Genomic DNA, 18,991 nt, shown 5'->3' on the forward strand with positions numbered 1-18,991 from the left:
CGCGCGGGGTGTGAGACCACCCGGTCCGCGGGTACGCGCTTTCCGGTGCGGCCCACCCGTACGGCCGTCGCCCCCGGTGTGACCTGGGTTACCTTTCCGTGTGCCCTTGTGAGAAGCGGGCATGTGCTCGCCGAGCGGGCGCAACGGCGCGCCCCTGCCGGTCCACGGACGTGCGTGACGTGAGCGCCATGTCTCACCATGTGGTATCGGCGAGGCGGATTCCGCCTGCTCGTTAGACTGAGCCGACCGCAGTACCCCCTTTCCGGGGGTCCGGGAGGAAACTCCCGAAGAGACAGTTGCGAGGAGCGCACGTGGGCCTTGTCGTGCAGAAGTACGGCGGCTCATCCGTTGCGGATGCCGAGGGCATCAAGCGCGTTGCCAAGCGAATCGTCGAGGCCAAGAAGAATGGCAACCAGGTGGTTGTCGTGGTCTCCGCGATGGGCGACACGACGGACGAGCTGATCGATCTCGCGCAGGAAGTGTCCCCGATGCCGTCGGGGCGCGAGTTCGACATGCTGCTGACCGCCGGAGAGCGGATCTCCATGGCCTTGCTGGCGATGGCGATCAAAAACCTCGGTCACGAGGCGCAGTCCTTCACCGGGAGCCAGGCCGGTGTCATCACCGACTCCGTGCACAACAAGGCGCGGATCATCGATGTCACCCCGGGCCGCATCAAGACGTCCGTGGACGAGGGCAACATCGCCATCGTCGCCGGCTTCCAGGGTGTCTCCCAGGACAAGAAGGACATCACCACGCTGGGGCGGGGCGGCTCGGACACCACCGCCGTCGCGCTGGCCGCGGCGCTGGACGCGGATGTCTGCGAGATCTACACCGACGTGGACGGTGTCTTCACCGCCGACCCCCGGGTCGTGAAGAAGGCCCGGAAGATCGACTGGATCTCGTTCGAGGACATGCTGGAGCTGGCCAGCTCCGGCTCGAAGGTGCTGCTGCACCGCTGCGTCGAGTACGCCCGCCGTTACAACATCCCGATCCACGTCCGCTCGTCCTTCTCCGGACTGCGCGGCACCTGGGTCAGCAACGAACCGCAAGGGGACCAGCCCATGGAGCAGGCGATCATCTCGGGCGTCGCGCACGACACCTCCGAGGCGAAGGTCACGGTCGTCGGCGTCCCGGACAAGCCGGGCGAGGCCGCGACGATCTTCCGCGCCATCGCGGACTCCGAGGTCAACATCGACATGGTCGTGCAGAACGTGTCGGCCGCCTCGACGGGTCTGACCGACATCTCCTTCACGCTGCCCAAGGACGAGGGCCGCAAGGCCGTCGCGGCGCTGGAGAAGACCAAGGCCTCGGTCGGCTTCGACTCGCTGCGCTACGACGACCAGATCGCCAAGATCTCGCTGGTCGGCGCCGGTATGAAGACCAACCCCGGCGTGACCGCGACCTTCTTCGAGGCGCTGTCCAACGCGGGCGTGAACATCGAGCTGATCTCGACCTCCGAGATCCGCATCTCGGTGGTCACCCGCGCCGACGACGTCAAGGAAGCCGTGCAGGCCGTGCACAGCGCCTTCGGCCTGGACAGCGAGAGCGACGAGGCCGTGGTGTACGGCGGCACCGGTCGATGACGACCCCCTTCTCGGGTACGGCTACGGGCCGCGTGGGTGACCGCGCGGCCCGTAAGCCGCATCTGGCGGTCGTCGGCGCCACCGGCGCGGTCGGCTCGGTGCTGCTCGGCATCCTCTCCGAGCGGGCCGACATCTGGGGCGAGATCCGGCTGATCGCCTCCCCCCGCTCAGCCGGCCGCAAGCTGGCCGTACGGGGCGAGGAGGTCGAGGTCCTCGCGCTGGGCGAAGAGGTCTTCGACGGTATCGACGTCGCGGTGTTCGACGTGCCGGACGAGGTCGCCGCGCAGTGGGCGCCGGTCGCCGCCGCCAAGGGCGCGGTGGTCGTGGACAACTCCGCGGCGTTCCGGCTGGACCCGGACGTACCGCTGGTGGTCCCCGAGGTCAACGCGCACGCGGCGCGGGTCCGCCCGCGCGGCATCATCGCCAACCCGAACTGCACGACGCTCTCGATGATCGTCGCGCTGGGCGCCCTGCACGCCGAGTACGGGCTCACCGAGCTGATCGTCTCCTCGTACCAGGCCGTCTCCGGCGCGGGCAAGGACGGCGTCGACACGCTCCGCGCCCAGCTCGCCGCCGTCTCCGGTACGGAACTGGGCACCACGCCCGGCGACGTACGGCGGGCCATGGGCGACACCCTCGGCCCCTTCCCGGCGCCGGTCGCGCTCAACGTCGTGCCGTGGGCCGGGTCGTTGCAGGAGGGCGGCTGGTCCTCGGAGGAGCTGAAGGTCCGTAACGAGTCGCGGAAGATCCTGGGGCTGCCGGACCTGCGGGTCTCCGCCACCTGCGTACGCGTCCCCGTGATCACCACGCATTCGCTGACCGTGCACGCCCGTTTCGAGAACGAGGTCACGGTCGCCGGGGCGCACGAGATCCTGGCGTCCGCGCCGGGTGTGGTGGTCTGCGACGATCCGGAGGCCGGCGAGTTCCCCACGCCCGCCGACGTGGTCGGTACGGACCCGACCTGGGTCGGGCGGGTACGGCGGTCCCTGGACGACCCCCGGGCGCTGGAACTCTTCGTGTGCGGGGACAACCTGCGCAAGGGCGCGGCGCTGAACACGGCGCAGATCGCCGAGGTGGTCGCGGCGGAGCTGCCGGGGTAGCGGGGACCGGCGTACGGGGTTCGGACTCGGCGTACGGGGGCCGGGGGCTCGGCGTACGGGCGCCGCGAACTCGGGTCCGGCTCGGTGTCCGGGCTCGGTGTACGGGCGCCGCGAACTCGGGTCCGGCTCGGTGTCCGGGCCCGGCGTGCGATGGCCGGGCCCGGTGTGCGACGCTCGATGGCCGGTAAGCGCCGTTCGTGGCCGAGGAGCACCGCTTCAGGCAGTTACTGACCCGATTGGTGCTGTCACTGATCGGCTCAGGAGATACCTTGTGAGTTGTGTGAAGGTCCTGTGAGCGAGTCGTTGGTCCAAACCACTTGAACTGGCCCGACGCCGTGTTCGACTATTCGCTCCCCCCTTACTGCAACCGGTAGTTGGGCGGGGAGCGTCTTTGTGGCCGCCCCTCGCGGGTGTCCATGGGCCTGCGGGAAAAATGGGGTATTGGGGAAGAGCTGGTACGCATGAGGGCATTTGACCCGCCGTCAAAGACGGTGTCGTGCGCGTACAACCCTGATGGGGGGAAACGTGTCCAACAGGCGTGGCAGAGGTATTCGGCATCGCGCTCGCCCCAGGGGGCTCCGGCGGCACAGCAGTGCGGCCGCTGCGGCCCCGCATGCCCGGGGGTATGCCGGTGATCGCCCCGTGGCCCGCCGCGCAGCCCGCGCAGCTCTCTCCTCAGCGTGGGGACACTGACGACGCGATGGCTGCGGGCACGACTGTCGACCATCTCACCGAGACCTACCGCGCGCACTACCGATCACTGCTGGGCCTGGCCGCGCTGCTGCTGGACGACACCGCCTCGTGCGAGGACGTCGTGCAGGAAGCCTTCATCCGGGTGCACTCCGCCCGGGGCCGGGTGCGCGATCCCGAGAAGACCCTCGCCTATCTGCGCCAGACAGTCGTCAATCTCTCCCGTTCGGCGCTGCGCCGCCGCATCCTCGGGCTCAAGCTGCTCTCCAAGCCGATGCCCGACATGGCGAGCGCCGAGGAAGGCGCGTACGACCTCCTGGAGCGCGACCAATTGATCAAGGCGATGCGGGGGTTGCAGCGTCGCCAGCGCGAGGTCCTGGTCCTGCGCTATTTCGCGGACATGACCGAGGCCCAGGTCGCCGAGACGTTGGGGATATCGCTCGGTTCGGTGAAGGCGTACGGCTCACGGGGTATCGCGGCGCTGCGCGTCGCCATGGAGGCTCCCGCATGAGTGGCAAGCAGTTCGGCCCGTACGACCCGCAGGAACCGCAAGGCCCGCGGAACTCCCGCGACCAGGGGGCATCGCGGCATCCGCACCACCCGCAGGACGCGCAGCAGCAGGACGCACAACGGCAGCAGGACGCGCAGGACCAGCGCGACAGCGAGGACCAGCACGACAGCGAGGACCAGCACAGCGGCGAAGACCGGTACAACACCGAGGACGGGCACGGGACAGGGGATCGGCACGGCACCGAGGACAGGCACGGCACGGGGGACCGGCACGGCACGCAGGACCCGCGCGGCGGCTCCTGTGACGACGGCCTGAGCGACCCCGGCGGCAGCGTCGGCGAGGACGAGCTGCGGCGGCTGCTGCACTCCGCCGTCGGCGGCCTGGAGCCCGCCCCCGACTCGCTCGAACAGTTGCGCCGCGCGGTACCGGCCCGCCGCCGGCGCCGCCGCCACGCCGTGGTGGGCGCCGCCGCGGCCCTGCTGCTCGGCGGTACCTCCATCCCCGCGATGGTGCACGTGGCCAACTTCGCCGACGGCCCCGAGGACCGCCCCGCCAACGCCGCCAGTACGCAGCGCACGCCGGGCGGCACCGAAGGCTCGCACGGCGAGGGCACCGAGCACAGCGGCAAGCCGCCGGCCGGGAACGGCGGGAAGAAGACCGAAGGGGGCAAGCCCACCGGCCCGGGCAAGTCCCCGGAGACCAACGGCAAGCAGCCGGGCCCCGGCACCGGCACGCCGTACCCGTCCGGAACGATGGACGTCACCTCGCCCGCCTGTTCGCGCGCGCAGCTCGGCAACGGTGTCAGCTCGGTCGGTCCGGCCGACGCGGCCGGACGCGTCTACGGCTCCTTCCGGGTGGTGAACACCTCCGACACCGCGTGCTCGGTCGAGGGCGGCGGCGAGATCGGCGTGCTCGCGCCGGGCGGCAAGGACAGTTCGCGCGTCAGTGTCGTCGACCACACGGCGGGCGACGCGGCCCCCGGGCTGCCCGACCCGATCACCACGCCGGACCAGCTGGTCCTCAAGCCGGGGCAGGCGTACGAGGTGAAGTTCGCGTGGGTGCCGGCGGAAGGCGGCGGTACGACGGGCTGCGCCGCGCCGCCCCCGACGCCGACCCCGGCACCGTCCAAGGCCCCCGGTGAGACGTCGCCGGGCTCCTCGTCGTCCTCCTCCGGTGAGGGCGTTGCGAGCACCTCGGGCGGCGGCAGCCAGGCCGGCGGCAGCGAGGGCACGCCGGGCGGCGGCTCCAACCCGCCGGGCGGCGTCGTGCTCAACCACACCCCGGAAGCCGGCGAGCCCGCGGCGGCTGACGCCAAGCTCCCGGACGCCTGCGCCGGAACGGTCTACCGCACCGAAGCCCTGCCGGCGCAGTAGCGGACGGTGGGGCGGGCCTTCGGCGAGCGCCGGGCGCGCCCGTTTCAGGTGCACCGTCCCGTTCCGGCCCGGCTGTCCCGTTCGACCCCGCCGTCCGGTACGACCCCGCCGTCCGGTACGGCCCCGCCGTCCGGGCCGGGCGGCGCTCCCCGTACCGTTGGCCTTGTGTACCGGTTCCTGCTGACCCCGCGGTGGTGGGGAATCAACGTCTTCGCCGTACTGGCGATCCCTTTCTGCATCTTCATGGGCAGCTGGCAGCTGAGCCGCTTCGAGGACCGCGTCGATACGCACCACCAGCAGGAGGACCGGACCGCCGAGGCGAAGACCGCGGCCGCCCGGCCGCTGGCCGAGCTGCTGCCGGTGGACAAGGTCACCTCGGGCCGCCAGGCCACCGCCACCGGCCGCTACGACACCGGGCACCAGCTGCTCGTACCGGACCGCCGCCTCGACGAGCGGAACGGCTTCTACGTGCTGACGCTGCTGCGCACGGACGGCGGCAAGGCGCTCCCGGTCGTACGGGGCTGGCTGCCCGGAGACGCGGACGCGCCGCAGGCCAGGGCGAAGGTGCCCGCGCCGCCGAGCGGTCAGGTCACCGTCACCGGCGCCTTGCAGGCGTCGGAGAACCAGGGCACCGACGGGGTGCGCGCGGGCGGCGGACTGCCGTCCGGGCAGCTCGGCATGATCAGCGCGGCGTCGCTGGTCAACATCGTCCCGTACGACGTGTACGACGCCTGGATCACCGTGACCGAGGCCCAGGCGCCGCTGGTCGCCGTACCGCCGGTGGCGGCGGAGGGCAGCGGGCTGGACCTGAAGGCGTTCCAGAACCTGGGGTACACCGGGGAATGGTTCGTGTTCGCCGGCTTCGTGCTCTTCATGTGGTTCAGGCTCTTCCGCCGGGAGGCGGAGGCGGCCAGGGATGTGGCACTGGGCCTGGTTCCGGAGACGGAGACGGAAACGGAAACGGCCGAGGCTGCCGGGGGCGGTGCCGCCGGTTCCGGTGCCTCCGCGAGCGGTGGCTCCGGAACCGGCGCCTCCGGGAACGGTGCCTCCGGGAACGGCGCCTCCGATTCCGTAGCGCGGTCCTGAACCGCCGGGCGGCCCGCTACTTCCAGTGAGCCGGGCGGCCGAGGTCCTCCGGCAGCTTGGTCGTCGCGTCTCCCTTGGCCGCGTTGAGCTGGGCCTGGGTGAGGAAGATGCTGCCGGTGAGGTCGGCGCCGCTCAGGTTCGCGTCACGGAAGTCCACCCCGATCAGGTCGGCGGTCCGCAGATCGGCGCCCTGGAGATCGGCCGCGATGAGGCAGGCGCCGCGCAGATTGGCGCCCCGCAGGTCGGCTCCCTTGAGGCGGGCGCCGATCAGGTCGGCTCCCCGGTGGTTCTTCTTGCGGCCGGGAACGGTGGCCCGCACCAGTTCGCTGGTACGCAGCAACAGGGCGTTGACGTCCTGCCGTACGGCCGCGACATCCACCTCCGCGAGCGCGTCGGCGCTGCCGCGGGTGAGCCGGTCGGTCTCCTGGAGCGCGCGGCGGAGATCCTTGTGCACAGGGCGGGCGGCCGGCAGCGACAGCGCCTCGCTCAGGTACCGCAGCAGCTCGTGGAGCTGGCGCATGACGGGGAACACGTCGAACATCTGCCGCGCGGTGTCCGGCGCGCTGCGCCAGTCCGTACCGCCGAAGGTGACCTGGGAGACCTTCTGGCCCGCGCCGAAGCAGTCGAAGACCGTACAGCCGGCGAAGCCCTTGTCGCGGAGGCGGGCGTGGATGCCGCAGCTGAAGTCCGCCTGGAGGTTCGTGCACGGCTTGCCGGCGGGCTTGTCGACCGCGAAGTCGGCGGAGGCGGCGAAGGGCAGCGCGACGCAGCACAGCCCGAAGCAGCTGCCGCAGTCGGCCTGCAGGTCGAGACGGCCGCCGCCGGCCGAGGGCGCTTCGTGCTTCTGGGACACCGCGGGTGATCTCCTGCCGCAAGACGAGCGGGAGGCGTCCTCCCGCTCCGTTCCATGATGAGCAGGAGTGCTCTCCCGCCCCGCGGCGGGCACCCTCATGGGCCCGCCACGATCCGTACAAACCTCCATTGTCCCGGACGGGAGGGGCGGAGGGCGTGACGGGGGACACGGGGAGGGGGTAGGAGGGCGGGGCACGGGGGCGGGACGCGGGCGGGCGGGGTGGGGGTGGGAGTGGGAGGCGGCGGGGCCGAGGGCACAGTCTGGGGCCCTCCCCCCCCGGCCCACCCACCTCCACCACCTCCCCCAACGGCTACTCCTTGGCCACCCCATTCCCGTCCAGACCCGACTCCAGGTCCGACTTCAGACCCGGCTCCAGGCCCGACCGCAGGCCCGACTTCAGACCCGGCTCACGGCCCAGGCCCAGGTAGCGGCGCGTGAAGTCCAGTTCCAGGCGGACCTGCTTGATGCGTTCCTCGACGACCAGGGAGCCGTGGCCGGCGTCGTAGCGGTAGACCTCGTGCGGGTGGTCGCGCTGCTTCAGGCGGTCGACGTAGTTCTCCACCTGGCGGATGGGGCAGCGCGGGTCGTTGACCCCGGCGGAGATGTAGACCGGGGCGCGCACCGCGTCCACGTACGTCAGGGGCGACGACGCCTCGAAGCGCTCCGGCACCTCCTCCGGCGTGCCGCCCAGCAGTGTGCGGTCCATCGCCTTCAGCGCCTCCATCTCGTCGTGGTACGCGGTGACGTAGTCCGCCACCGGGACCGCCGCCAGGCCCAGCGCCCACGCCTCGGGCTGGGTGCCCAGCCCGAGCAGCGTCAGGTAGCCGCCCCACGAGCCGCCGGAGAGCACCAGCCGCTCCGGGTCGGCCAGCCCGGAGGAGACGGCCCACTCCCGCACCGCCGCGATGTCCTCCAGCTCGATCAGCCCGACGCGGTGCTTGAGGGCGTCCGTCCACTCACGGCCGTAACCCGTCGAGCCGCGGTAGTTCACCCGCACCACGGCGAAGCCGTGGTCCACCCACGCCGCGGGCGCGGACGCGAAAGCATCGCTGTCGTGCCACGTCGGGCCGCCGTGGATCTCGAAGACCGTCGGGAACGGGCCATCACCGGCCGGCTGTTGCACCAGCGCGTGCACCGTGCCGCCGGGGCCCTCCACCCACGCGTCGGTCACCGGCACCGAACCCGGCGCCTTCATCCCGGGCGGGTCCAGGACGACCTGCCCGTTCGTCGAGCGCACCTCCGGCGGCTGCGCGGCCGACGACCAGAGGTACTCCACCGAACCGTCCGGCCGCGCCGTCGCCCCGGCGACCGTCCCGGCAGGCGTCTCGACGCGGGTCAGCTGCCGGGTCAGCGGCTCGTAGCGCCACAGCTCGGCGCGCGCCCGGAACTCGTGCTCCACCAGCAGCGCCGCGCCGTCCGGATACCAGTCGGCGGCCACATCGCCCGGCAGGTCGATGTCCAGGGCGCACTCCTCGCCCGACAGCGGATCCCAGATCATCGGCTCCCAGCGACCGCGCCGCTGGTGCCCGACCAGCAGCCGGGAGTCGCCGTCCACCGGCGCGAAGCCCAGCACCGACAGGCCCAGCTCCTCGGTGCCGCCCTTGGTGTCGTCCAGCTCGGCGACCGTCGAGCCGTCCAAGCGCACCACCCGGATCGCGGAGTGCATCGCGTCACCGTGCTCGGTGTGCTCGACGGCGATCAGCGAACCGTCGTGCGACAGCGCGCCCACGCCCGCCGACTCGCGGTGCCGGTAGATCTCCACGGGCGGCTGCCCGGGCCGTACGACGTGGAGGGTGGTGCCGTCCTCGTCCGTGGAGCGGCCGATCACCGCCGTGCCGTCCCGGCCGAGCGCCAGGCCCGCCGGGTACGAGGGCTCCAGGCCTGGCGCGGCCGGCTCGTCCGGGCCGCCGCCGAACGGCTGCCGCTGCCAGGTGCCGAACTCGTCACCGTCGGTGTCCGAGAACCACCAGATCCACTCGCCGTCCGGCGTCAGCGTGCCGTCCGTCGTGCCGTTCGGCCGGTCCGTGACCTGCCGCTGCTCGCCGCTCGCCCGGTCCCAGGCGTACAGCTCGAAGGTGCCGGTGGCGTTGGAGACGAACAGTGAGCGGTCCGGGGCGTCCTCGGCCCACTCGGGCAGGCCGACGCGCGGTGCCCGGAAGCGCTTCTCCCAGTCCGGCGCGGCTCCGGGAGAACCGGCTGTCCCCGGGGCGCCCGCCCCGGAACCGTCAGTGTTGGCGTTGGTGGTCTCGTCAGTCATGGCCCCATTCTGCGCAGGCCCGGAAAAAATCCGCTGACACGGCCCCCAGCCTGTGGATAACTTCGCTGGATGCGGACAGATATGGGGTCAGAGGGGCAGACGGGACCAGCGGGGCACAGGAGGGCGACAGGGGAGACGGGGTCGGCAGACCACACGGAGCCGACAGACCACATGGGGCCGGCAGGCCACACGGGGCCGGCAGGCCACACGGAGTCGGCAGGCCACACAGGACCCGAGGACTGGCGGGCGGCCAACCGGGCCATGTGGGACGAGCGGGTTCCCCTCCACCTCGCCAGCGACTTCTACGACCAGGACGGTTTCCGCCGCGACCGCGATGTGATCCGTGACTTCGAGGTGGCGGAGGTCGGTGAGGTCACCGGCCGGACGCTGCTGCACCTCCAGTGCCACATCGGTCAGGACACCCTCTCGTGGGCCCACCGCGGCGCGTCCCGCGTCGTCGGCCTGGACTTCTCCGAGCCCGCCGTCGAAGCCGCCCGCGAGCTGGCCGCCGAGGTCGGCCTCGGCACCGACCGGGCCACCTTCCTCACCGCCGACGTGTACGACGCCGCCGAGGCCGTCGCCGCCTGCGCCGCGGCGCCTGACACGTACGACATCGTCTACACCGGCCTCGGGGCGCTGTGCTGGCTGCCGGACATCCGCCGCTGGGCCGAGACCGCCGCCTCCCTCGTGGCGCCCGGCGGCTTCCTCTACCTCGCCGAGTTCCACCCGCTCACCGACGTCCTGGACGACGAGAGCGCCTCGCGCGTCGCGCACGACTACTTCAGCCGGGACGCCTGGGTGGACGAGAGCCCGGGTACGTACACGGATTTCGCGGCCCCTACGGTCCACAACCGCCGCGTCGAGTGGCAGCACACCCTCGGCGACGTCGTCTCGGCGCTGGCCGCGACGGGTCTGCGCCTGGAGTTCCTGCACGAGCACGACATGACGATGTTCCAGCGCTTCGGGTCGCTGGAACGCGGGGACGACGGCTACTACCGGCTGCCCGCCGGCCGTCCCCGCGTCCCGCTCATGTACTCGCTCAAGGCGACGCGCCCGTAAGGCACGCGGGGCCGGCCGGCCGTACCCGGGGCGGCCGGCCCCGTGGGCTCACACGGACTTCTCCCGTGGGCTCACACGAACTTCTGGGGACGGTGCCACAGGGCCTCGTCGGTTCCGCGGAAGAACAGTTCCAGCCGCCCGTCGCGGTTGGTGCCGATCACCGGGTCGCCGCCGACGTTGCGGACGAGTTCGAAGTGGCCGCTCCAGTCCACGCCGTTGATCTTCGATTCCTCGGCCGCGTACATGTGGCCGTTGGTGCTGTGGTGGAAGACCACCAGCCGCCCGTCGGCCGCGCGCGCCAGCGCGGGCGTGCCCTGGACGCCGCCGCCCAGGCTGGACGCGGAGCTCCAGGAGTCGTAGCCGGCCTTCTGCTGGATGTGCCACAGCTGGGTGTCCGTACCGCGGAAGAACACGTGGATGCGCTGGTCGGAGTCGAGACCGGCCTCGACGCCGCCGCCGATGTTGCGGACCAGCTCGAAGTGCCCGCTCCAGGAGTCGCTGGAGTCGGGGGCCTTCTGCTGGTTGTCGTAGAGGTTGCCGTTGGTGCTGTGGTGGAAGACCTCCAGCTTGCCGTCGCCGGCCCGCGCCACCGCCGGGTTGCCCTGCACGCCGCCGGCCAGGCTGGCCGGCGCCACCCAGTTCTCGTAGTCGACGTTCTGCTGGTAGACGTGCCACAGCTGGGTGTCCGTGCCGCGGAAGAACACGTCCAGGCGTCCGTCGGCGTTCAGGGCCGGGACCGGGTCGCCGCCGATGTTGCGCACGACGATGTCGTCGGGGCTGAAGCCGACGTTGATGGCGCCCTGCCGTACGTGGTGCAGGTGGCCGTCCGAGCCCTTGTAGAAGACCGAGATACGGCCGTCCAGGCCACGGATGGCGTTGGGCTCGCTGCCCAGCGAACCGCCCAGGTTCTCCCAGTCGCTCCAGCCGCCGTCGCGCTTCTGCCAGATGGTCCACAGCGCCTGCTCGTTCTTGCCGCGGGCGAACACCTGCAGCCGGCCGTCGGCGTTCGGGGCCACGGAGGGGTTGCCGACGATCTGCCCGTGCAGGGACGAGGCGTCGTCCCAGGCCATGCCGGGTGTGGTGGGGATGTCGACCATGATCGCTCTCCTTCGTGCGTACGAGTGGAGCAGGTCGGCGCACAGGCTAGCCACGGGAACAGCGCCCGAGAACACGGCTCGGCCGATTGACCGGAACCGCCCGCCATACCCGGCCATGAGCGACATCGACGGCATCCGCCGGAGGGCGGAAGCCGGCGGCCGCCCCCGCCCCCTCAGTCCGGCCCGCCCCCGCCCTCTCAGCCCAGCCCGCCCCCTCCCTCAGTCCAGCCCGCGCGCCTGTTTGAACCGCGCCAGGCTCTCCGTCAGGTCGACCAGCGGCTCCGGGTAGTCCAGCCCCGCCCGTGCCGCGGCCGGCCGCAGTTTCCACGGCTGGTGGACCGCGCCGCCTTCCAGCCCCGGCACGTCCGCCAGCTCCGGAACCCAGCGCCGTACGTACGCGCCGTCCGCGTCGAAACGCTTCGCCTGCGTCAGCGGGTTCAGCACCCGGTTGGGGCGCGTGTCGGTGCCGGTGCCCGCCGCCCACTGCCAGTTCAGCTGGTTGTTGGCCAGGTCGCCGTCGACCAGGAGCGACAGGAAGTGCGCCGCGCCCAGCCGCCAGTCCAGGTACAGCGTCTTGGTCAGGAAGCCGGCGGTCAGCAGCCGCGCCCGGTTGTGCAGCCACCCCTCGTGGGCGAGCTGCCGCATCGCCGCGTCCACGACCGGGTAACCGGTACGGCCGGTGCGCCACGCCTCGGCCTCCTGCTCGTCGCGGCGCCACCGGTCGTGCCGCGTCCGGTAGTCCCGGTGGGCCGCGGACGGGCGGGCCGCGAGGACCTGATGGTGGAAGTCCCGCCACGCCAGCTGCCGTACGAACGCCTCGCCACCGCCCCCGCCCGCCTTACGGGCGCGGGCGACCAGTTCGACGGCCGACAGCGTGCCGAAGTGCAGGTGCGGCGACAGGCGGGACGTCGCGTCGCCGGCGAGGTCGTCCTGCCCCTGGGCGTGACGGCGCAGTGGACTGCCCGTCCAGGCCGTCATCCGGCGGCGGCCCGCCGCCTCGCCGCCCGCCGCCAGCCCGGGGGACACCCCGGACACGTCGCGCCGCCGCGGTACGGGCCCGGAAACGGCCGCCTCGGGCACCGACACGCGCCGGGGCGGCCGCAGTACGTCGCGGAGGCGTTCGGCCTGCCAGCGGCGGAAGTACGGGGTGAAGACCGCGAAGTGGTCCTTGCCGGCCGGGGTGACCTCGCCCGGGGCGAGGGCGGTGACCACCGCGTCGTGCACGTGCAGCCGCCGTCCGTCGGCCTCCAGGGCCCGCCGCAGCCGCTCCTCACGGCGGTGCGCGTAGCCGCTGATCCCGCCCGCCACATGCACGTCACACGCGCCCGTCTCCGCGGCGGCCCGGGCGGTCTCCCGCACGACGTCCCCCGTACGGACGACGAGCCGGCCCCCGCGTGCGCGCAGCGCCTCGTCCAGGTCCGCCAGGCAATCGGCCAGAAAGGCACGCCGGTTGGGCGCGTCGAAGCCCGCCGCCCGTACGCCGTCGTCGAGGACGAACAGCGGCACGACGCCGCCCGTGCCCCTCGCGGCGGCGTGCAGGACGGGGTTGTCGTGCACTCGCAAGTTGGAGGTGAACAGGGCGATCGAGGGGGCACTCACGCGGGTCGCTCCGTACGCGGCGTACGCGCGCCCGGCGCCGGCCACAGCACCCCCGCGACCGACAGCGCCCCCCACCCCAGGGAGACGGCCACCGCCGCCCGCCGCCGGGCCCGGCCCGGCAGCGTCACGCCGAGCAGGGCCGCGTCGCCGAAGTCGGCCGCGATGCGCAGACAGGCGGCGGTACGCAGCGCCGGGCCGGCCGGGGCCAGCGCCAGCGCCAGGCCGCAGGCCGCGTCGCGCCAGGCCAGCGGGCGCAGCGAGGTGCGGGTGGCGGGGGCCGTCCGGCCGTCGGCCGCCGCCAGGCCGGACGGCTTGGCCAGCAGGCCGGGCCAGGCGGTCACCGCCAGGCCGTACACCGCCGTCGTCGCTCCCACCGTGCGCAGCAGTCCCACGTGCATCGTCCGCCTCCTCCTGGCCGCCGTCCCGTACCCACTGTTCCCCTTCCGCCGCCTTCCAGCGGCGCAACGCGCCCGGGCAGGTGGCGGACCGTTCCGGCGGCGCGGCGGGGGACTCAGACGTCCAGTTCCGACTCGACCCTGCGCAGGCTGCGCCGGGCGGCCTCCAGGTCACCGTGGGCGCGGTCCAGGACGAGGTGGACGAAGATGCCCTGGCGGCTGCGCCGGGTCAGCGGGCGGATGAGGTGGTACGCGTCGTCGAGGGTGACGACGATGTCCTCGACGCGCTCGGGGCGGTAGCCGAGGAGTTCCAGGGTGAACAGCTTCGCGCGCACCACGTCGGTGTCCCCGCGGGCCGCCGCTTCGAGGTCGGGACCGGCCGGGTCACCGGCCGCGCCGAGCGTCAGCCGGCTGAAATAGTCGACGATCGAGGCGCCGCGGACGCCTTCGAGCCCGACCAGGTCCCGCAGCGTCTCCTCGATGCCTGCCATGGCCACCTGCCCCGGGCACCCGGCCCCGCTCGCACGTCGAACCGACCGCCGACCAGCCTTCCCGGCACACCAGGAGCGCCCGGTGGCGACTCCATGAGGCCAGTCTGGCACGGAGCTTGGCGGGGTGATGCCGCATCAGGCGCGACAGCTGGGGCAGCAGGGGCGCGCCGGGTCCGGGCGGCTGTCCGGTCCGGCCCTCAGGGGCATCACCCGGCCTTCAGAGGCATCACCCGGCCTTCAGGGGCACCCCCCGGCGCGCAGGGACACCACCGGCCCTCAGGGGCATCTCCCTGCGCCCAGGGGCCCCCGGCGCCCCGGCCGCCTCCCTCAGGCCGCTGCCGTCGCGATGATCTCGTCGGCCGCGCGCTGCCCGCTCGCCACGCAGTCGGCGACGCCCACGCCGTCGTACGCCGCGCCGCACAGCCGCAGCCCCGGCAGCGTGGACAGCCCGTTGCGGACCCGGGTCACCCGCGCCGGGTGCCCGACCGCGTAGTGCGGCAGTCCGCCGATCCACCGGGTCACGTCGGTGGCGACCGGCCGCGCGGTCAGCCCGGTGGCCTCGCCCAGGTCGCGCAGGGCGGCGCTGACCAGGTCGGCGTCCTCCAGGTAGAGCACTTCCTCCTGGCCGTAGCGGCCGATGGACGTCCGCAGGACGAACAGGTCCTTGGCCCGCTCCGACAGCCAGTCCCACTTACGGGTCAGGAACGTGGACGCCTTGATGGTGTGCCCGTCACCCGGCGGCACCAGGAAGCCGCACGGCCCGTCGAACGCCGTCAGCCCCTCCAGGTGCGAACGCCGGAACGCCATCGTGACGAGGGCCATCGACGCGTAGGCGACCTCGGACAGTTCGGCCGCGGCGAGCGGCGCCTCGGCGGCGAGCAGGGTGGCCGCCGACCAGGCCGGGGTCGCGAGGACCAGGCCGTCGCACAGCAGGGTGCGCGCGGCCGTACGGACCTCCCAGCCGTACGGGCCGCGGGTCAGCGCCAGGGCCGGGGTGTTGCGCAGGATCTCACCGCCGGCGGCGCGTACGGCATCGGCCACAGCGCCCGCCAGGGTGCCCGCGCCCCCGTCCAGCCCCAGGTAGTCGGGGCCGCCACGGGACAGATCCGGGATCGTACGGGCGCCTCCGGGGGTGCCGGGGAGGGTGGCCGGGGCCGCCGGCCACCCGGCGCGGTCCGCGTCCGGCCCCGGCCGGGTGAACCCGGATCGGGGACGGGGGACGAGCGGCCCGGACCGCGCCCGGTCGGCCCCCGGCCCGTCGACGGCCTCCGGACGGCCGACGGCTCCCGGGCGGTCGGCGAGGCGCCGCTGCTCGGCGATCCGCCGTTCCTCCAGGAACCGCCGCTCCTCGGCGATCCGCCGCCGCTCGGCCGCCTGCCGTTCCTCGGCGCGGCGCCGCTGCTGCTCGGCCGTCCGCCGCCGCACCCGCCGTACGCCGGTGAGCAGCGCGCCGTCGTCGCGTGCCGCCTCGAAGAGCTGCGGCACGGCGGCACGCAGCGACACCTCGTACGTGTCGGCCGTACGGGCCCTGCCGAGGACGTCCCGCCCGCGGCAGCTCGGGATCGGCCGGAGCGCGCCCCGGGTCCACAGCGCGGCGTCCGTCGCTGCCGGGACACGCAGCCGGTCGCCGAGGCCGACCTCGCGGGCCAGGTCGACCGCTTCCGGCCGGGGCACCCGCAGGGCCTCGGCGCCCAGGTCGACCGGTGTCCCGGCGATGTCGCCGGACCGCAGCTTGCCGCCGAGCCGGCCGGTGGACTCCAGCAGGGTCACGCGCAGACCGGCGCCGGTGAGCCGGTGGGCGGCGGCGAGCCCGGCGATGCCGCCGCCGATGACGACGATGTGCGGTGCGAGCGCCGGGCCGGTCGCGGCCGGCCGCCCGCCGGAGACGACCGGTCCCGCCGCGGCGCCGGGTCCGGGCGGCGAACCGGGGCGTACGGCGGACACGGTCGTCGGCACGCTCATGAGCCGGCTCCTTCGAACGAGGTGCTCGCGGTCGTCGTCCGGCCGGCCACGGCACCCCGGGACCGGGACACCACGGCGGGCCCGCCCGCCGGCGGATCACCGGCCGCGTCCCCGGGCCGGGAGGACGGGCGCAGGATGTCGGAGAGCGGATCGTGTCGGATGCTGCGCGGCGGCACCCCGGCAGCGGTCAGCCGGGCCACGGTGGTGCCGACCACCGCGGTCGGCCCGCTGACGTACGCGAGGTGCCCCGACCAGTCGGCGTGCCGGGTCACGGCCTCGGCCACCGCCTCGGCGAGCGCGTCGTAGCCGCCCGCGTCCGGCGCGAAGGCACCGCCGGTCTCCGGCCGCCGCCCGATCACCGGCGTCACGCGCAGCCAGGGGCGCCCCCGCTCCAGCTCCGACGGCGCGCCCGCGTCGTACAGGTCGGCGAAGCTGTGCGCACCGAGGAACAGCCGTACGCTGCGGTGGCCGCGGCGTGCGGACAGCTCCTCCAGGAGCGCCTTGACCGGTGCCCAGCCGGTGTCGGCCGCCACCAGGACCAGGTCGCTCGCCAGCTCTTCATCCAGCGTCATCGAGCCGCGCGGCGGACCGACCCGCAGCGTGTCACCGGTCCGCGTGTGCGCCACCAGGGCCTCGCTCACGCCGCCCGTGCAGGTCTGCCGTACGTGGAACTCCAGCTCGCCGTCGGACCGGGGCGCGCAGGCGATGGAGTACTGGCGCCACGCCTGCGGCAGCCGCGGCGACTCCAGTGCCGCGTACTGGCCCGCCCGGTAGGGGTACGGCTCGTGCGGCCGCACCCGGAGCACGGCGAGGTCCGGGCGGCGGCGCTCGTGCGCGGTCACCGTGGCCTGCCAGTAGGGCGGTTCGGTGAGCGCGGCCTCGGCACCGCTGACCATGGCGGCGACGGCGAACCGCAGCATCCGCACCCACGCCTGCTCGACGGCGTCGGCCCAGCGCGGCCCCGCCGTCCGGCGCAGCGCCTCACACAGCGCGGCCTCGAACGCCTCGAAGTGCACCGGGCGCACCCCGAGCTTGCGGTGGTCGCGGCCGAGCCGCCCGAAGACCTCCGCGATGTCGTCGGGCCGGTGCAGATTCTCGATCAAGTACCAGAAGGCGCGCGCCAGATGGGCCCGCTGGAACTCCATCGACTCCGGGAACAGCGACCGCAGATAGGGCCACCGCCGGAACATCGCGTCGTAGAGATGGGTGATCAGCTCGCCGAAGGGCGTGACGAGTTCCAGGTACTCGGTGATCACCCGCTGGTCGGCGGCGCCGTCGTACGGGTCGGTGGCCGCGCCCGCACGGTACGGTCCCGTGGACCCGGACACGTTCCCGGAGGGCACGGCGGACGACGAAGCGATGGCCCGGGGGCCGCTGGACGCGCCGCCGTACGCCGGGCGTTCCTGGGGGGCGTCCTCGCGCGGCGACAGGATGCGGCGGCGCAGCCGCATGGCCTCGTGGCGGGCGAGCAGGGCGTGGTAATCGTCGTTGACGCCGCTCATGGGGCCACGACCGGGTTCATGACGGGGGCGGGGGCAGGGGCGGTGGCCGACGGGGGCGTACGGGTGAGGAGGGGGGACGCCGGGAGGGCCGGAACGGCTCGGTGCGCTCTGACCGTGCGGGCGTACGACGCGAGGCGTGGCATGAGCGGACCTCCTGAAGGGGATGGGGCGCGTCAGTATGGCACCAGGCAAAGGTGCCCAAACGGCCCTATTCCCCCGGGACTTTCGACCCTCGCCCCGACCCGGCGCACGGGTGTGTGATGCCCTGGCACCCCTTTGCGCGCGGCGCGCGCCCCTGCCCCGGTCACCGGCGGCGGGCACCCCCAACGCGCGCGGGCACGGCGGGTGTTACGGCGGCGGCGGGCCACCGGTCCGGGCGGCCGCCGACCGGCCCGCCCCGCCGGACCGCCGTACTCCGGACCGGTATCCCCGTACGCCCGGCCGACAGATCGAGAGCCGTATGAACCAGCACACCGGACCCACCGGCCCCATCGGCCCCGCCGCACCGGACGCGCCGCCGCTGCGCGTCTTCATCCTCGACGACCACGAGGTGGTCCGCCGGGGCGTGCGCGACCTCCTCGACGCGGAGGACGGCATCGAGGTCGTCGGGGAGGCGTCCAGCGGCCCCGAGGCGCTGGCCCGGGTGCCCGCCGTGCGCCCGCAGGTCGCGGTGCTCGACGTACGGCTGGGGGAGCGGGGCGAGCCGTCCGGCGGCGACCACGAGGGCATCGAGGTCTGCCGCGAACTGCGCGCCCGTATGCCGGAACTGGCCTGTCTGATGCTGACCTCCTTCGACGACGACGAAGCCCTCTTCGACGCCATCATGGCGGGCGCGGCGGGCTACGTCCTCAAGCAGATCAACGGCTCCGACCTGGTGAACGCGGTACGCACGGTGGCCGCGGGCAAGTCGATGCTGGACCCGCGCACGGCCTCCCGCGTGATGGCGCGGCTGCGCGCCCCGCAGCAGGCCGAGACGTCCCCGCAGTCCGAACTGGACCGGCTCGCGCCCCGGGAGCGCGAGATCCTGGAGCTGATCGGCGAGGGCCTGACCAACCGGGAGATCGCGGACCGCCTGTTCCTCGCCGAGAAGACGGTCAAGAACCGCATCTCCACGATCCTGTCCAAGCTGGGCGTGGGACGCCGGGTGCAGGCCGCGGTGATCGCCGGGCGGATCCGGGGGCAGCAGGAACAGCGGCGGGGCGGCCGGTAGGGGCGCGGTACCGGCCGGTGGGCCCGGCCGGGGCGGCGCTGTCCGCGGCCGGTGGACCGGTGGGCCGGTGGGCCGCTCCGGGCAGGGACGGTCGGCGGCCGGTGGGCGGGTGCGGCCGGGACCGTCGGCGGGCGTCCCGGCCCGCCCGGCCCTATGGCGGCGGACGCGCCGCGAACGACCCTGGTGGGGCCGGGAAGAGCCGGTCTCTCCCCCGTGCTGAGGC

General features: G+C 73.6%; 15 protein-coding genes. 7 read left to right on the forward strand and 8 right to left on the reverse strand.

What is annotated here, in order from left to right; genetic code table 11:
• Positions 1–311: 311 nt before the first annotated feature.
• The 5 genes from AB0L45_RS09120 (at position 312) to AB0L45_RS09140 (ending at position 6,343) form a co-directional block, all read left to right on the forward strand.
• Positions 312–1,583 (forward strand): aspartate kinase, encoded by a 1,272-nt coding sequence (locus AB0L45_RS09120; protein ID WP_003984653.1) that lies wholly within the window; start codon positions 312–314, stop codon positions 1,581–1,583.
• Complete coding sequence (locus AB0L45_RS09125) at positions 1,580–2,683, forward strand: aspartate-semialdehyde dehydrogenase (RefSeq protein WP_365837635.1); 1,104 nt, start codon at positions 1,580–1,582, stop codon at positions 2,681–2,683. The genes AB0L45_RS09120 and AB0L45_RS09125 overlap by 4 nt, the downstream gene beginning before the upstream one ends.
• Before the next feature lie 613 nt (positions 2,684–3,296).
• Positions 3,297–3,884, forward strand: a complete 588-nt coding sequence (locus AB0L45_RS09130) for a SigE family RNA polymerase sigma factor (protein WP_174856558.1) — start codon at positions 3,297–3,299, stop codon at positions 3,882–3,884.
• On the forward strand, positions 3,881–5,257 hold the full coding sequence (locus tag AB0L45_RS09135) for a DUF4232 domain-containing protein (protein WP_365837637.1): 1,377 nt from the start codon (positions 3,881–3,883) through the stop codon (positions 5,255–5,257). Before AB0L45_RS09130 ends, AB0L45_RS09135 begins: the two co-directional genes overlap by 4 nt.
• 165 nt (positions 5,258–5,422) lie before the next feature.
• Positions 5,423–6,343, forward strand: a complete 921-nt coding sequence (locus AB0L45_RS09140; RefSeq protein WP_365837639.1) for an SURF1 family protein — start codon at positions 5,423–5,425, stop codon at positions 6,341–6,343.
• A 16-nt stretch (positions 6,344–6,359) separates the two neighbouring features.
• Here the strand turns inward: AB0L45_RS09140 and AB0L45_RS09145 are convergent, their stop codons facing one another.
• Positions 6,360–7,196, reverse strand: a complete 837-nt coding sequence (locus AB0L45_RS09145) for a pentapeptide repeat-containing protein (RefSeq protein ID WP_365837641.1) — start codon at positions 7,194–7,196, stop codon at positions 6,360–6,362.
• Between the two features lie 310 nt (positions 7,197–7,506).
• Positions 7,507–9,453, reverse strand: a complete 1,947-nt coding sequence (locus AB0L45_RS09150) for a prolyl oligopeptidase family serine peptidase (protein WP_365837643.1) — start codon at positions 9,451–9,453, stop codon at positions 7,507–7,509.
• A 171-nt stretch (positions 9,454–9,624) separates the two neighbouring features.
• Here AB0L45_RS09150 and AB0L45_RS09155 point away from each other — a divergent pair, with 171 nt between their 5' ends.
• A complete protein-coding gene (locus AB0L45_RS09155; protein ID WP_365837645.1) occupies positions 9,625–10,512 on the forward strand; it encodes a class I SAM-dependent methyltransferase in 888 nt (295 codons plus the stop codon).
• A gap of 71 nt (positions 10,513–10,583) precedes the next feature.
• Here the strand turns inward: AB0L45_RS09155 and AB0L45_RS09160 are convergent, their stop codons facing one another.
• The 6 genes from AB0L45_RS09160 to AB0L45_RS09185 form a co-directional block, all read right to left on the reverse strand.
• Entirely contained in the window at positions 10,584–11,609 is a 1,026-nt protein-coding gene (locus tag AB0L45_RS09160) for a hypothetical protein (protein ID WP_365837647.1), read from the reverse strand.
• A gap of 219 nt (positions 11,610–11,828) precedes the next feature.
• Positions 11,829–13,208, reverse strand: a complete 1,380-nt coding sequence (locus AB0L45_RS09165; RefSeq protein ID WP_365837649.1) for a deoxyribodipyrimidine photo-lyase — start codon at positions 13,206–13,208, stop codon at positions 11,829–11,831.
• A complete protein-coding gene (locus tag AB0L45_RS09170) occupies positions 13,205–13,606 on the reverse strand; it encodes a hypothetical protein (RefSeq protein WP_365837651.1) in 402 nt (133 codons plus the stop codon). Before AB0L45_RS09170 ends, AB0L45_RS09165 begins: the two co-directional genes overlap by 4 nt.
• Positions 13,607–13,719: 113 nt before the next feature.
• Entirely contained in the window at positions 13,720–14,094 is a 375-nt protein-coding gene (locus AB0L45_RS09175) for a hypothetical protein (RefSeq protein ID WP_365837653.1), read from the reverse strand.
• Positions 14,095–14,421: 327 nt separating this feature from the next.
• Positions 14,422–16,056 (reverse strand): FAD-dependent oxidoreductase, encoded by a 1,635-nt coding sequence (locus tag AB0L45_RS09180; protein WP_365837655.1) that lies wholly within the window; start codon positions 16,054–16,056, stop codon positions 14,422–14,424.
• Positions 16,053–17,558: a globin domain-containing protein gene (locus tag AB0L45_RS09185; protein ID WP_365837657.1), complete on the reverse strand. Its 1,506-nt coding sequence runs from the start codon at positions 17,556–17,558 to the stop codon at positions 16,053–16,055. Before AB0L45_RS09185 ends, AB0L45_RS09180 begins: the two co-directional genes overlap by 4 nt.
• Positions 17,559–18,018: 460 nt before the next feature.
• Between AB0L45_RS09185 and AB0L45_RS09190 the strand changes: the two genes are divergently transcribed.
• On the forward strand, positions 18,019–18,768 hold the full coding sequence (locus AB0L45_RS09190; RefSeq protein WP_365837659.1) for a response regulator transcription factor: 750 nt from the start codon (positions 18,019–18,021) through the stop codon (positions 18,766–18,768).
• The last annotated feature ends 223 nt before the right edge of the window (positions 18,769–18,991 follow it).

This window comes from Streptomyces sp. NPDC052496 (genome assembly GCF_040679095.1).
Lineage (GTDB): Bacteria > Actinomycetota > Actinomycetes > Streptomycetales > Streptomycetaceae > Streptomyces.